This window comes from Algibacter sp. L1A34, assembly GCF_009796805.1.
Lineage (GTDB): Bacteria > Bacteroidota > Bacteroidia > Flavobacteriales > Flavobacteriaceae > Algibacter.
The window spans coordinates 2,342,589-2,358,518 of the sequence record NZ_CP047029.1 but is presented as its reverse complement, the minus strand read 5'-3'; the positions used below and the strand labels follow the sequence as shown (position 1 = coordinate 2,358,518).

Genomic DNA, 15,930 nt, shown 5'->3' with positions numbered 1-15,930 from the left:
TGTTTAGTTTTTAGTTTTTAGTTATCGTAATATGGATTCTGCACTAAATTATCATTTAAATCAAGTTCAGATTGATAAATTGGTAAAAAATACGAATCTGAATCTGAGTAATAACTCAAAATTTGTTCGTAATCGTCTGCACCGGATTTAAAATCAACCAAATTAATAATAAGATCTTGGTCTTGAAAATTATCACGACGTGCAAAACGTAATAAATCATACCAGCGTTTCCCTTCGAAAGCAAATTCTTTTTGACGTTCTAATAATAGAGCATTTAATAAAGAGACTTCATCTATAGTTACACCCAAGGGTATACCAACGGCACGTTCATGTACTTGACTTATAAGAGTATTTGCTTGATCTAAATTCTTATTCTCAGCAGATAAAATATAAGCTTCGGCCTGCATCAATAAAACATCGGCATAACGATAAAAAATAAAGTTGTTATAATACTCGTCACTACCACGATATTCACCAGTTTGATCTACACCAGCATATTTAAAAACAGTATTAGTATTTAGATCGAAAGTTGCTAAATTTCCACGAATATCATCAGGGAATTCCATGTATAACTCAGCTATACCTTGATATGCCACATAATTACCTCCCAATTGAAAAGAATTTCTAAGTGTTGATGAAATATCACTAAACTGAAGTTCGAAAATACCTTCGCTTGAATTACCTTCAAAAAAGATACTATTAAACCACTCGTCTCCATCCACTAAACTATAACGTCCTAAATCTATTAAACTTTGCGTAGCCGTAATACATTCTGTGTACTGCTCGTTCCATAAATAAGCATCTGCCAATATAGCTAAAGCAGCGCCTTTAGTCATTCTTCCTTTATCATGAGCTGGAGATTCTGAATATCCAAGATTTAAATCATCAACCGCAGACGTTAAATCACTAATAATTTGATCTAAAACTTCTTGCTCTGTGTTTTTTACCGGATAAAAATTAATTTGATTTGTTGCTGTTGCCGTTAAAACTAATGGCACTTCCTTAAAGTTTTTTACCAAGATTAAATATGCTAAAGACCGAATAGTAATCGCCTCGGCTTTAAATGTATTTAATTCAGCAATAGAAAACGTTTTATCTTGTGCTTGCGCATCATCTGAAAACTCCAATACTAAATTACAGTAGTTAATAGTAGCATAAAAGGTACTCCAGTTTGTTAAACCATCTGAAGGAACCATATAATTTTTCATGATGTTCTCTAAACCTCCACCAGAAGACACCATCATTTCTGCTCTAAATTCGCCCCATTTTAATACTCTATCGGTAAACCCCGATTGGTTCATAGATGCATAACATCCAGCAACAGCCGAACTCACCTGTTCTTTATTATTCCAAAACTCTTGTTGGATTAAATCGTCTTTTGGTTCAAGATCTAAATAATCACTACACGATGCTAGTGTTGCAAAAATCATGGGAACCATTATAAATATTTTAATTATGTTTCTTTTCATAATATCTTAACTTTTTATGCTATTTAAAATGATAAATTTACACCTACGGTTATTTGTTGCGATCTTGGTGTTTGTTCCGAGTCGTAACCTAATCTTGTCCAATCGCTACTTGTTCCGCCTTCAGGATCTACGCCTGTATATTTTGTAAACGTTAGTAAATTGGTTCCTGTAACATAAATCGATGCATTTGTAAAATTCAATTTATTAATAAACGGTTTTGGAAGGTTATATCTTAAGGTAATGTATTTCATTCTTAAAAAAGAAGCATCTTCCATAAAACGATCAGACCCTAAAGTATTAACAGGATTATTATAACTAGCGCCTGGTATATCAGTTTCATCACCTTCAAATCTCCAACGGCGTAATACTGCCGTACTTTGATTATCATAGCTATCCATACTTTCTGTATTCATACGCGCTATATTCATTAACTTTTGATTATATCTATAGTTAAAAGACGCATTTAATTGAAAGTTTTTATAACGAATAGTAGGGCCAAATCCACCAAACAGTAACGGGTTGGCATTACCTAAATACACCACATCAAGTTCATTAATATTTCCATCTTTATTAACATCTTCATACATGGCTTCTCCAGCTTTAAATTCTCTAGTTTTATTAAATACTAAATTTTTAGGTGTTCCGTCCAAATCATAAATAATATCGCCACTGCCATCACGAGCAACTAAATCCTCTGAGGTACTAAACACCCCTAAATAACGGAAGCCATAAAAAGACCCAATTGGATTCCCTTCTTGAATTCTTTTTTCATACCCTCCAGAGCCTGTTGTACGCCAATCACCATCGTCTGTTGTTTGAGCTTCTGTAAGTCGTGTAACAATATTAACATTACGTGCTACATTAAAGCTGAAATCTAATCCAAAATCTTTATTATTTATAATTTTAGCTCTTACATTAAACTCAATACCTTTGTTACTAACATCACCTAAATTTAGATATGGGATATTTGAAAACCCAGAAGTTGAAGGTATTGCCGTGTTTTTGGTTAATAAATCTTTAGTATCTTTTTGATAGACCTCTATATCTCCACTAATTTTACGATCAAAAAATGAGTAAGTAACCCCAAAGTTTTTTTGAATTGTAGTTTCCCAACGCAAATCTGTTAATTCCATACTGTTTGGAATAACTGCAGGCTCACCTAAATACGTATAGTTATATGTTTTGTAAGTGTTATACGAACCATAGTTTACACCTGGCGAGTTCCCATTTTCACCATAACTAGCACGAAATCCTATCTCGTCTACAAATTCTACTGATTCCATAAAAGGTTCATCAGATAAAATCCATTTTGCAGCAACACTAGGAAAGGTTCCATATCGATAATTACTACCAAATTTTGAATTCCCTTCTTGTCTAATACCACCACTTAAAATATAACGATCTAAGTAGGCATAGTTAAAAGCAAAATTAGCACCAATAGTTGTGTTTTTCTGAAAAGTAGAATTTAATGAGTTTCCAGACCCCTCAATTCTAATATTAGCAATAGGCGTTTGTATATCACTACTTGGACTATTACTAGCTACTGCAGTATAGCCTTGACTTGTTTTTTCGAATGTTTGAAAAGAAAAACTTGATAAAAAAGAATGTTTATCACCTAATTCCGGCACCCATATCAATTTATTATCGGTACGCATTACAAAAAATTCACCATCATAAAAGGTAGACCTATTTGCTCCTGAATTTGTCCATGCTACTCCAATAGCTTCCTCTGGTACAAATACAGATCGCTTATCTACATTAATATCAAATGAAATGATAGACTGGAAATTAAATTGTTTATTGGGTTTATAACTAAATCTAAAAACCGGTGTAATTCTGTTATTCTCGGTATTATTTTTAGACAGTCTAGCCATAGCAACAGGGTTATAATAAGTAAGCCCATCATCCCCTTGAACCGAAGTTGCTGGTGTAAAATACTCATCGGTTAAATTACCATTTTCATCAACCTGATAAATAGACTGGTTTGGCATTTTAATTAAAGCTAAAGACCTTAAATTAGCTTGACCTAAGCTGTTATCTTTTTGGTATGAACGATCTAAAGACCCGTGACTATAAGATAACTCGGAAGCAATAGTAATTTTATCCGAAATATTATAATCTAAAATAGCACGTGCAGTAAACAACTTAAATCCACTACCAACCGTTGTTCCTTTTTGGTTTTTATAACTCCCAGATACACGGTATGATGATTTTTCACCACCACCAGATACACTTAAAAAGTGCTCATTGGTGTTCCCTGTTTGGGTAATTTCGTCCAACCAGTTAATATTTTTGTTGTACAAGTTGTAATCTTTATATGTTGGATCTTGCGTAAATGCGCCTTCTGTACTAATACCTTCTGCATCAAGAGGAAAAGTACCGTTTGTAGCAATAAATTCATCCTTTATTAAGGTAGAATATTGATCTCCATTTAACATAGAGATTCCATCGGGTTGTCTTGCAACACTCCCTTTATAGCTATAAGAAAACCTTGCTTTACCCTTAGTTCCACGTTTGGTTTTAATCAATAATACGCCGTTTGCTGCACGCGACCCATATTGTGCCGTTGCTGCTGCATCTTTTAAAACTGAAATTTCTGAAATATCATCTGGTGATACTCCAATCATGGCAGCATATTGATCCTCATCTGCTGTAGAAAAATCAAAACCTGAGTCAATTTCTGTTTCATAAGGCACTCCATTAATTACAATTAAAGGTTCTGATGATGCGTTTAAAGATGATGTTCCACGAATACGGATAGATAAACCAGCACCTGGCTCTCCCGAACTAGCTACAATATCCACCCCACTTAAACGTCCTTGTAATTGATCGACAACACCCCCAGATACCGTCTCTGCTAGTTCTTTAGTTGAAATGGTTTCCATAGCCGTAGCAATTCTACGTTTTTCCATTTCGAAATCTCCGTTGAACACTTTTTTTGTACCACGTACAATAATAGCATCTAATTGTGCTACATCTTCTTTTAATGCAATATCAATTAAGGTTTTACTTCCTGGCTCAACTGTTTTTGTAAGAAACCCAATATAGGAATAGGTTAAAACATTACTAGCATCTACCATTTTAATAGAATAATTACCATTAAAATCGGCAACTACACCATTAATAATTCGATTATTTTTATCTTTCTCTGCAATGGTTGCTCCCGTTAACGGTTGCCCATCTGATTCTGATATTATCGTTCCTGATATGTTTACTTGTTTTTGTGCCGACATACTTAGCGCCGAAAACAATACACATACTATCATTAAGACATATGAATATGACCTGTATTTATCCTTCATATTAAAAACTTTTAGTTTTATTATTTTATATAATTATTAATTTCATGTATTACGACTCTTTTTGACAATAAATTCGTAGTACCATTAGTTGTTACAGATTCTCCTGAATCTTCATTTGTAATGGTAATTGAAGATGTTGTATTAACAACTAAAAACTGATCGTACACTGGTGCGAAATCAATAATTTGACTGAAATACATTGAAGAAAAAGTTCCTGTACTTTTTCCATCCGTAGGTAAGGATTGTTGAATGAAATGTTTCTTAGCAAAATTAAGAAGATTCAATTTCGCTGTGGCTTTATCTAATTCCCCCATACCACTCACAGTACTAGGCTCTGCAATTACACCGTCACTAATTGCCTGTGCCACAGCAGCGTTATTAGGAGCAAACAATGTAAAGGTTCTTGTTAGGTTTAGAAAATTAATTAATTTATCATCAGAACCTACAATAGTAATTAATGCATCAGCAGTTTCTAAAACTTCTATAAAAGAAGAAAAATCTGTAACACTATTCTCTAGAGCACCATAGGTGAAAGCTGTAGGTCTTTCTGTAATACTATTCATTTCATAAAAATTGCCATTGTCTGTCACCTGAATATTCTCTACTAGAGCCGATTCACCTTTTTCAATATCACCACCTCCTTCTGCTAAATTTCCACCAAAAACATGAACAAACTCGCCACTTCTAGTTTGGTAATAATTATCAGAACTAAAATCGATATCTTCATCAATAACTTGATTAAGAACAATATCCTCCAATGTTTTTTTAACATAAGCAACATCTGCTGAATATGTAGAAGTATCATCTGGATTTGGGTATACGCGGTTATTGCCACCTGAAGGATCCCCTTCAACTCGTATATATACTAAAGATGTATCAGTAGGATCATAAAGTTCAGGATCATCTGTAATCACTGTAATTGTTCGGGTGGCACTATTAGGATCGGCCACGTTAACAAACTGATCATTTCTAATGCCTAACATGGAGAAACGTACCGATTTACTTTCTAATGCCGTATCAATTTTAAGACCTTGAACAGCTTGAAGCATAATTGAATAATTAGGATCCAATAAAAGTGGTCCCATAATAGTTCCAAAACTACTATTGGTATAAACCGTATTTACACCTGTAAAAAAACCGTTGCTACAGAATTTTTTATCTACAACATGTTCTTCTTTAAAATCCACTAAACCTAAACTTGTATCATAACTCTGACCAAAACTACTAGGACAAATATTATAATAATCATTAAAGAAAAAAGGCGATATAAACTTCCCTAAAACCTCTAAAGGCATATCATCATAAGAATTATAAAATTCACCTAAAATACTATTTCCATTTAGATAATTTTCTAAAGCATCATTAGTTGGCGCCAATAGTCCCCATGCCTGAGCCTCGGTTCCATCAATATTTGTTGAGTAATTTTCATCATAAGGATTGAATGGTAAATAGTCGTTTTCAATTCCTGTTTGAAACACAAGTCTATATATTTCTTCTGTTTCACCGGTTTCTTCATTTATCTCATCCCTATTATACCTTAGGTAAGAAAAACGTTCTAACATTTTTTTAAACATGGAGTATTTATCACCATATTCTTCCGATGATAGATTATCATACAAATTCTTTTGAGGTTCAAACACTTTATCTAAAGCATAGATAATTCCATTCTCTGCAACCACATTTTGTTGCGAGACGTTAGCTCCAAAAACCTTCATATCACCTTCGTTAAAAGTCTCTCCCGAAAACATATAATCGTAATCTGAATTTTCAACACCGTTGGTTTCCATATAAGATGGAATAAAATAATTAGTCGTTTTTAACCTACCATTACTATCCTCTATCAAATACTCTCCTGGCTCTATCTCATCCCATCTATCAATATGAGCGTAATCATCAGAATTAATAATTTTATTTGGTGCCGTAAATTGTGTTCTACGTCTAAAACTTTGACCTAAATAAAATCTACTTTTAAAATAGGTTAAAGTTGTAGTATTCCACCCGTCAATAATGATTGAATAATCAACAATATCAAGTATTGTTTGCTCTGGAATAGCTTCAAAAGTAGATATTCCATTTTCAGTCATATAAGCTTCGAAAGCATCATCTGTAGGAGCAAAAACCGTCCAAGATCCTCCTTTTTCTAAAGGCTCTTTATAAGGCGTTTGATCCAATGCCTTTAAATAATTTTCAAATCCACCCATAGATTCTAGTTGCTGATAAATTGTACCAGCTAAATTGTCCGGTCGCGCAAACTCCTCCGAGTCGGGTCTACATCCAAAAGTAGTCATAATTATAAATAATATAATTATACTATTTCTATGCTTCATTTTTTGTACCATATTAATTGTAATTAATTTTAGAATTATTGTTTAGTTATTTAATCAGGTTCGGTTTATATCTTTAAACTTATTTTCCATCAATTTTAATTAGAAAAGCTATTTAAACACAAATGCTAAAATTTGTTAATTAATGTTAACTATTTGTTAAGACAAAAATATAAAACAATGATGATTAAGGGTATAAATTATAGTTACTTAGAGATAAATTATTGCCTTTTTACACCGTTTCAAGTCAATAAAAACGGTATTTATTGTAAATTCTTACAAAGAAAAAATATCTATTTTATTTATTCGTAAAAAATTACAGCTTTAATTATCATATTATCAAATTGACATATTTAATTTTGCTTAAACGTTTAACAAAACAATATTTCACCTATTTTTTAATATTAGTTCGATATGAAAATAATGCTTTATTTTACTAAAAACAAAGCGTCATTTTTTCCATAAAAAAAGCCTAATAAGTTTTTATCTTATTAGGCTTTTAAAAATCTAAGATTAAAATTTAATCTTAGATTTTCTAAATACGTATCGTTTTTAAATTTATTTCTAGGAAGAAATTACTCAGTTTCATTTTCTTTCTGTTCGATAAACTGACTTGGAGTAACATCAAACAATTCTTTAAACGTTTTACTAAAATATGCCGTAGAATTAAAGCCCGACATATGCGAGATTTCTTTTATAGAATGATTGTTTTTTATTAATAATTCTGCAGCATAACGCAAACGAATGGTTCTAATAAAATTACTCGGGTTACTACCTGTTAAACTATTTATCTTCTTATAGAATTGAGATCGACCAATACCCATTTCGTTCAGTAAATCACCTTGTTTAAAGTCTATATCGCTAATATTGGCTATAATTACCTTTGTGGCCTTATCAAGAAATGCTTCATCTAAATTATTAGAAGTTACCTCACTAGACGGGAAAACACCACCAATTTCAGAAAAACGCTGACGCAATCTCTTCTTCGCTTCTAATAAATTATTAATTCTAGCTTTTAGCACATTGGTAACAAAGGGTTTCGAAATATAACCATCGGCACCATGCTCATAACCTTCAATTCTATCTTCCACCAATGTTTTTGCCGTTAATAGAATTACCGGAATGTGGCAAGTTTCTAAATCTGTCTTTATAGAATTACACATTTCAAAACCATCCATTTTAGGCATCATAACATCACTTATTACCAAATCTGGTAGATATTTATGTACTTTCTTTAAACCATCAACACCATTTACTGCCTCCTTAATATTATAATTTTCTCTTAAATCACTACTTAAATGCACACGTAACTCCTTATTATCTTCAACTATAAGAAGCAATGGTTTGTTAGAATCATCACGATCCTCATCATCTCCAGAATCTTCGTTTACATTTGGTAAATTATCGTTAGAGATTAACATATCATACTCGACGGCTTTCATTGAATTAATTAAAAACTCATTTTTAACATTCTCAACGTCGTCCGGCTTACCATCAATATTTAAAGGTATTTTCACTATAAATTTAGTTCCCTTTTTATGTTTACTCTCTACATCTATTTCACCGCCATGCAACTCGACCAAACCTTTAGTAAAATTAAGGCCAATACCTGTTCCTGCTTTTGAAGCATCTAAATTATAAAATCGTGAAAAAATACGCCGCATTTGTTCTTTATCTAATCCTACACCAGTATCTTCCACAATAATCTCAACATATTCTGTAGATTTTGCTTTTCCTAAAAGCAAATAATTCGAGTTACTTTTACTTGTATTAATCTTATTAATTGTTATCGTAATATCACCACCGCTATTAGTAAATTTTATAGCATTTGAAATTAAATTTGTAATTATTTTTTCCACTTTATCAAAATCAAAAAGAGAAACGATCTTATCGGAAGTGGCATTAAATTTATAATGAATCTCTTTTTTAAAGGCTAAATCTTTAAAAAGCGAAAAAATATCTTCACTAAACTTAACAATATCTCCTTTTTCTAATTGAAGTGGAGCCATACCAACATCCATTTTACGATAATCTAATAGCTGATTTACTAGATGTAATAATCGACGCGCACTTCGTTGAATAGACAATGCAGATGTTTTTACAACTTCAGGATTATCGTTGAAATTGGATAATATTTTATCTACCGGATTTAAAATAAGCGTTAATGGTGTTCTAAACTCATGAGACACATTCACAAAAAACTGCAACTTCATTTGGTCTAATTCGTGCTCTTGCTCTTCTTGTACTTTAAGCTCATAATAATACATTAAAAACCTAATAATTAAAGCACCCATGATAATATAAATAAGATAAGCCCACCAACTACGCCAAATAGGCGGCAATATTTTTATGTTTAAAAAAGTTACTTTAGCAGTATCCCATTGCCCGTTTATTGTTGCCTTTACTTCAAATTTATAGGTTCCAGATTCTAAATTAGAGAGATTTACCACACGGTTAGACCCCAATTTAATAAAGTCACTATCCAAACCTTGCATTCTGTAGGCATATTTAACCTGCTCAGGATTATCAAAATAAGGAGCTACAAACTCTAAGGAAACGTAATTCTCTTTGTATTTTAAAATTAAGTCTTTGGTTTCTGATATCCCTTTATTTAAAAGCACTCTATCATTAATTGAATCGCCAGCAAAAACAGTTTTATTATTTAGTTTTAATTTACTTATTTGTGGCTTAAGATCCACAGAAGCTGGAATGGCGATATCATTTGGATTAAAAATATTAAACCCATTTAGCCCTCCTACAATAATGCGACCATCTGTAGTTTTTTCTATAGATTGGGTTTGAAATTCTGACCCTTGTAAACCATCATGCGTGTTGTAATTTATAATTTGATCTGTTTCTGGATTTAATAAGGACAACCCGCCTTTTGTTGTAATCCAAATATTAAAATTATCATCTTCTTTTAAACCAACAACCAAATTATTTGGCAATCCATTTTGCGAAGAATAGGATTTAATTAAATTTAAATTTTCATCTAACTTATATACCCCATTATCTGCACCTATCCATATATTACCGTAGTGATCTTCTGTAATATTATTTACACCAACTTCTATTAAGCCATGTACTTTAACATCAATAAAATTAATATTACTCGGAATGAAATCTTCAAATTCATTCAAATCCACCATATTTAAACCAAGAGCTGTACCAACAAATAAGCGTTCTTTAGAGTCAATAAATGTACTTATAATCGAGTTACTAACTAAACTATTCCCGCTACCATAAGTACTTTTATAATTCTTAAAATACTTAGTTTTTGGATTATAAAGACTAACACCTTCATCTCTTAAGCCAAACCAAATTCTATTTTTAGAATCTTCTACACCACTCCAAACGGAACTTTGCCCAATAGACAACGTATCATTAGCATCGTGCAAAAACGCTTCACTTTTCTCTGTCTCTGGATTAAACTTATTTACACCGCCATCAATGGTACAAACCCAAATAGCACCTTGATGATCTTCAAAAGTGTATAGAATTTTATTAGAACTTATAGTTTTAGAATCATCCAAACGACTACTATAATGCTTAAAAGTATCTTCTTTTTCATTAAATAAACTTAAGCCTCCATTATAGGCGCTTATCCAAATTCTTCCTTTTGAATCTTGTAAAACAGATTGAATACTCTTTTGGCTTACCCCATCGGCTTTATTCGCCTTATAATAATAATGTTTAAATGAATAACTCGAGGGATCTAATTTACTAACACCAACATCATAGCTTCCAATCCAGAAAACACCTTTCCGGTCTTCAAAAATTTTACTTGGTTTATTATTTGGTAAAGAAAAAGGATCGGAAAAATCATTTACAATATGTTGCTGTAGTTCTACATCTCCATCTTGTTTCTTAAATAGATACAAACCAAAAACATCTGTAGATACCCAAAACAATCCGTTTCTATCTTGATAAATATCGTAGATAGGAACCTTTTTATCTACTAATGAGACGTGTTTAAAGGTGTTTTCTTTAGTATTCCATAAGATTAGATTAGACAAATCGTTACCAATCCAAAAATCACCATCTGCATCAATAAATACTTTTTTAGTAATATGGTTTAGTGCGTATGCTTCATTTTCACCAATTAAAACACGATCAAAATTATCGTTTTTTCTATTATACTTATTTAAATGTTCTCCATTTGTTCCCGCCCAAATATTATTATCTTTATCTTTTAAAACAACATTAACTCTATTATTATCAATAGTTTTTAAATTGGTTTGATCGTTTATGTAATGGGAAAATTTAAAATTATCTTCATTGGTATTAACATCATATAGCTGAATTTTTATAATACCAATATTTGTTGCAACCCAAAGTGTATTATTTATACTATCATAAAGCAAATCGTTAATTACTTTTTGAGAACTCTTTGACAACGACAGTTGTTTATACAAATTTATCCTAATAAACTCATTGGTATGTTTATTAAATAAATTAAGCCCATTGTTTGTCCCAACCCAAAGGTTACCTTCATTATCCTCTTCAATAGCATTTACTCTGTTATTACTAATAGAAGTTGGATCGTTTAAAATAGATCTAAATACCTCAAAATCATACCCGTTATATTTATTAAGTCCATCAATAGTACCAAACCATAGAAACCCTTCTTTATCCTGAAATATTTCGGTACAGGTACTACTTGAAAGCCCACTAAATGTATCTAAATTTTCAAACTTTATATTATTTTTCTGCCCAACAATAATATTTGTTAGTAAACAGAATAAAGCAATAAAATAATTTTTAAAATTCATTTTTATTTGAAATTTCAACAACTAAATGTTATTAATTTACTGAACACGATACTTTCGTTAATTTGTATTTAAGTTTAAATAAAGATAATTTAACTGGAAACCATGCAGGCTCGCTAAAGCTAAAAGACACCTTATAATGCGAATACAAAACGAAAACCAGTTTAAACTAATATGATAACGGCGTTTTTGGATATTAGCAAAAAGCAAAGTTTTTTACTAATATAAAAAACTCTGCTTTACTAATATTATTTTTAACTAATGTCTCGATTTGTTAAAGATAAATCTCTAATAAATCGGCTTGAGAAGCTTTAATTTTTACGGTATCAATACTGGCTGGTAACAATATGGTTTCACCTGTATTTAAAGTATAGGTATCATCAGCATGACTAATTTCTAAACTTCCGCTAACGCACATATAAATCACGAAAGAATCCAAATTAGAATAATCCTTTTCCAATTCATTTTCAACCTTAATAAAATTCGTTTTAAAATATGGAGAATGCACTAACTTGTTCGCCGTGTTCGCTTTAGTTTCATAACTCGTTTTAAACTCGCTATGGTAAGTAAAATCTATTGCATCTAAAGCTTGAGCGTTATGTAATTCTCGTTCTTTACCTGTAGTAGCATCGACTCTATTATAATCATAAATACGATAAGTAACATCAGAAGTTTGTTGAATTTCTGCCAACAACACCCCAGAGCCAATAGCATGAATTCTTCCTGTAGGAATGTAAAACGTATCGCCTTTGGCAACAGTTTCATGATGCATAACATTTAAAATAGTATCATCTTCTAAATGTTTTTGATATTCCGTTTTATTAATTTCCTTTTCGAAACCTACAATTAATTCAGCATCTTTATCAGCCTGCATAACATACCACATTTCGTTTTTTCCGAAGGAATTATGACGTTTTTTCGCCAACTCATTACTTGGGTGTACTTGTATAGATAATGGTGTTTTAGCATCAATAAACTTGATAAGCAAAGGAAAATCTTCTCCAAAAGCTTTGTAAACAGCTTCTCCAACAAAATCACCTTTAAAGGTTTTAATAAGTTCTTTTAGCGTTTGGCCTTTAAGCTCTCCATTTAAAACCTGGGTTTCGTCGCCTTTTACATCCGAAATTTCCCAAGATTCACCAATACTACTTTCGCTGTAATTTTTGTTAAGTTGTGTTTTTAATTTTTCACCGCCCCATAATCTATATTTATAAAGTGGTTCGAATTTTAAAGGGTAAAGTTTCATTTTTCTTAGTATTAAATTTATTTTTTAGATGAATTCCGCTCAATTAAGTGCGTATCAATTAATATGGTTTTTGCTTCTTGATTAACTTCTTTTTTAGCAATATGCTCGAAAATTAATTCTGTCGCTATTTTTCCTATTTCAAATCCCGATTGATCGATTGTTGTTAGCGAAGGCTCGATAACACTAGAAATCGGTTCGTTACTAAAACCAACAAAAGCAATATCTTCAGGTATTTTTATTTGTTGCTCTTTTGTATATTTCATAGCACCAATTGCTGATAAATCGTTAGCAGAAAACACCGCATCAATGGGTATATTTTTCGCTAATAATTTCTGCATACTAATATAACCATCTTGTTCCATAAGTCGAGAACTAATAACGTATTCCTTATTAAAAACTAAATTATTTTGTTTTAGTGCGGCTTTATAGCCTTCAAATCTATTTTTATATATCTCTAATTCTTGTGGTCCCGATAAATGCACAATATGTTTACAACCCTTTGATATTAAATGCTGAGTGGCATCAAAGCCTCCTTTAAAATCATCAATTAACACATTAACAAAGCCTGGAATATCGCAATGTCTATCGAAAAATATAAGCGGAATATTACTGTTTTTCAATACTTCTAAATGGTCGTAATTCATGGTTTCCATAGACACCGAAATTAATAAACCATCTACTCTATTTGCAACTAATCCTTCAACTATTTTTTTTTCGCGTTCTAATTGTTCTAGAGACTGACAAATAATAACATTATAACCAGCCAAATACGCCATTTCTTCTATACCTTGAATTGCCGATGAAAAAAAGTGTCGCGATATTCTTGGCACCACAACACCTATGGTATTAGTAATGTTTTTACGCAAGTTAGAGGCCAACATATTACGCTGATAACCTAGCTCTTCAGCCTTTGCTAATATTTTATCTTTTGTAGATTGAGTTACACGCGGACTATCATTTAAGGCTCTTGATACGGTAGAACTATCAATTTCTAACGCCTTAGCAATATCGTGTATGGTAGGTTTATTATTCAATAGCAAATTGAAAAATTTTAGTTTAGTGTTGACAAATATAACAAAATCCAATCGATTGTATTTGGATTTTATTTATTATATTTACATCTTCTAAAGAAATGTAAAACCTTATATAAAAACTAAATATTATGAAAACCAATTATGAAGTGCGTTATGCTGCGTCACCACAAGATGTTAAATCATACGACACTACAAGACTAAGAGATGAGTTTTTAATTGACAACTTAATGTCTCCAGATCAAGTGAATTTGGTGTATTCTCATTATGATAGATTTATTTCAGGAAGTGCTGTTCCTGTAAAAGAAGAATTAAAATTAGAAGCAATAGACCCATTAAAGGCGGATTATTTTCTTGAACGCCGCGAATTAGGAATTATCAACATTGGTGGTTCTGGTATTGTTACTGTCGATGGCCATGTTTACCATTTAGATAACCGTGAAGCTTTATATGTTGGTCGTGGAAACAAAGAAGTAACTTTTGCAAGCAATTCTGCTAGCGAACCTTCTATGTTTTACTTAAACTCTACACCCGCTCACAAAGAATTTCCTAATAAAAAAATTGGAATTAACGATGTTGAAGTTGTTCAGTTAGGAGCTCCAGAAACAGCAAATGCTAGAACACTTAGAAAATATATTGTAAATAGCGTTGTAGATGTTTGCCAATTACAAATGGGGATGACAGAGTTAAAAACAGGATCTGTTTGGAACACCATGCCAGCTCACGTACACGATAGACGTATGGAAGTTTATTTCTATTTCGATGTACCAGAAGATCAATCTGTATGTCACTTTATGGGGCAACCACAAGAAACTCGCCACATTTGGATGCAAAATAATCAAGCAGTGATTTCTCCAGCTTGGTCTGTACATTCAGGATCAGGAACCAGCAGCTACACATTTATTTGGGGTATGGCAGGTGAGAATTTAGATTATGGTGATATGGATCATTGTAAAATTAACGAATTAAAATAATAAACTAAATACCAAAAAAAATTATGTCGATTAACTTATTTGACCTTACAGGAAAAGTTGCTTTAATAACAGGTGCAGTTCACGGATTGGGAATGGCAATGGCAAAAGGACTTGGTGGCGCAGGAGCTACTATAGTTGTAAACAACAATTCTCAAGATAAATTAGATGAAGCTGTAAAAGAATACAAAGCTTGTGGTTTTAAAGCCTTTGGTTATGTGTTTGATGTTACAGATGAAAAAGCTGTAATTGAAGCGGTTGCTAAAATTGAAGCAGAAGTAGGACCTATTGATATTCTTGTAAATAATGCAGGAATTATTAAAAGAACACCTATTGTTGATATGGAAGTTGCTGATTTTGAATTAGTACTTAAAGTAGACCTTGTAGGACCTTTTATTGTTTCTAAACAAGTAGCAAAAGGTATGATTGAAAGAGGTGGTGGGAAAATCATCAACATCTGTTCAATGATGAGTGAATTAGGTAGAACTTCTGTTAGTGCTTATGCAGCTGCAAAAGGTGGCTTAAAAATGCTTACAAGAAGTATGGCTACAGAGTGGGCTAGATTTAACATCCAAACCAATGGTATTGGACCAGGTTATTTTGCAACAAAACAAACAGCTCCTATTAGGTTAGACGGCCATCCATTTAATGATTTTATTATTAATAGAACTCCTGCTGCGCGTTGGGGAGATCCAGAAGATTTACAAGGTACCGCTATCTTTTTAAGTTCTAAAGCTAGTGATTTTGTAAATGGACACGTAGTGTATGTTGATGGTGGTATTCTTGCTACTATTGGAAAACCTTCAAACGAAGATTAA

At 32.0% G+C, this 15,930-nt stretch carries 8 protein-coding genes; 2 read left to right on the top strand and 6 right to left on the bottom strand.

Going from position 1 to position 15,930, the window contains the following annotated elements; genetic code table 11:
• Positions 1-17 precede the first annotated feature (17 nt).
• The 6 genes from GQR97_RS10120 to GQR97_RS10095 all read right to left on the bottom strand — a co-directional run bounded on the left by GQR97_RS10120 (position 18) and on the right by GQR97_RS10095 (position 14,144).
• Positions 18-1,469: a RagB/SusD family nutrient uptake outer membrane protein gene (locus GQR97_RS10120; protein ID WP_158848001.1), complete on the bottom strand. Its 1,452-nt coding sequence runs from the start codon at positions 1,467-1,469 to the stop codon at positions 18-20.
• Positions 1,470-1,492: 23 nt separating this feature from the next.
• Positions 1,493-4,771, bottom strand: a complete 3,279-nt coding sequence (locus GQR97_RS10115) for a SusC/RagA family TonB-linked outer membrane protein (RefSeq protein WP_158847999.1) — start codon at positions 4,769-4,771, stop codon at positions 1,493-1,495.
• A 20-nt stretch (positions 4,772-4,791) separates the two neighbouring features.
• Complete coding sequence (locus GQR97_RS10110) at positions 4,792-7,098, bottom strand: fasciclin domain-containing protein (protein ID WP_158847997.1); 2,307 nt, start codon at positions 7,096-7,098, stop codon at positions 4,792-4,794.
• A gap of 572 nt (positions 7,099-7,670) precedes the next feature.
• Positions 7,671-11,867, bottom strand: coding sequence for a two-component regulator propeller domain-containing protein (locus GQR97_RS10105; RefSeq protein WP_199269840.1), 4,197 nt, complete (start codon positions 11,865-11,867; stop codon positions 7,671-7,673).
• A 271-nt stretch (positions 11,868-12,138) separates the two neighbouring features.
• Complete coding sequence (locus GQR97_RS10100; protein WP_158847995.1) at positions 12,139-13,110, bottom strand: type I phosphomannose isomerase catalytic subunit; 972 nt, start codon at positions 13,108-13,110, stop codon at positions 12,139-12,141.
• 17 nt (positions 13,111-13,127) lie between these two features.
• Entirely contained in the window at positions 13,128-14,144 is a 1,017-nt protein-coding gene (locus tag GQR97_RS10095; protein WP_233267514.1) for a LacI family DNA-binding transcriptional regulator, read from the bottom strand.
• 128 nt (positions 14,145-14,272) lie between these two features.
• Between GQR97_RS10095 and kduI the strand changes: the two genes are divergently transcribed.
• Together kduI and GQR97_RS10085 are read left to right on the top strand one after the other, a co-directional pair.
• A complete protein-coding gene (gene kduI / locus GQR97_RS10090; RefSeq protein ID WP_158847991.1) occupies positions 14,273-15,115 on the top strand; it encodes a 5-dehydro-4-deoxy-D-glucuronate isomerase in 843 nt (280 codons plus the stop codon).
• A gap of 23 nt (positions 15,116-15,138) precedes the next feature.
• Complete coding sequence (locus GQR97_RS10085) at positions 15,139-15,930, top strand: gluconate 5-dehydrogenase (RefSeq protein WP_158847989.1); 792 nt, start codon at positions 15,139-15,141, stop codon at positions 15,928-15,930.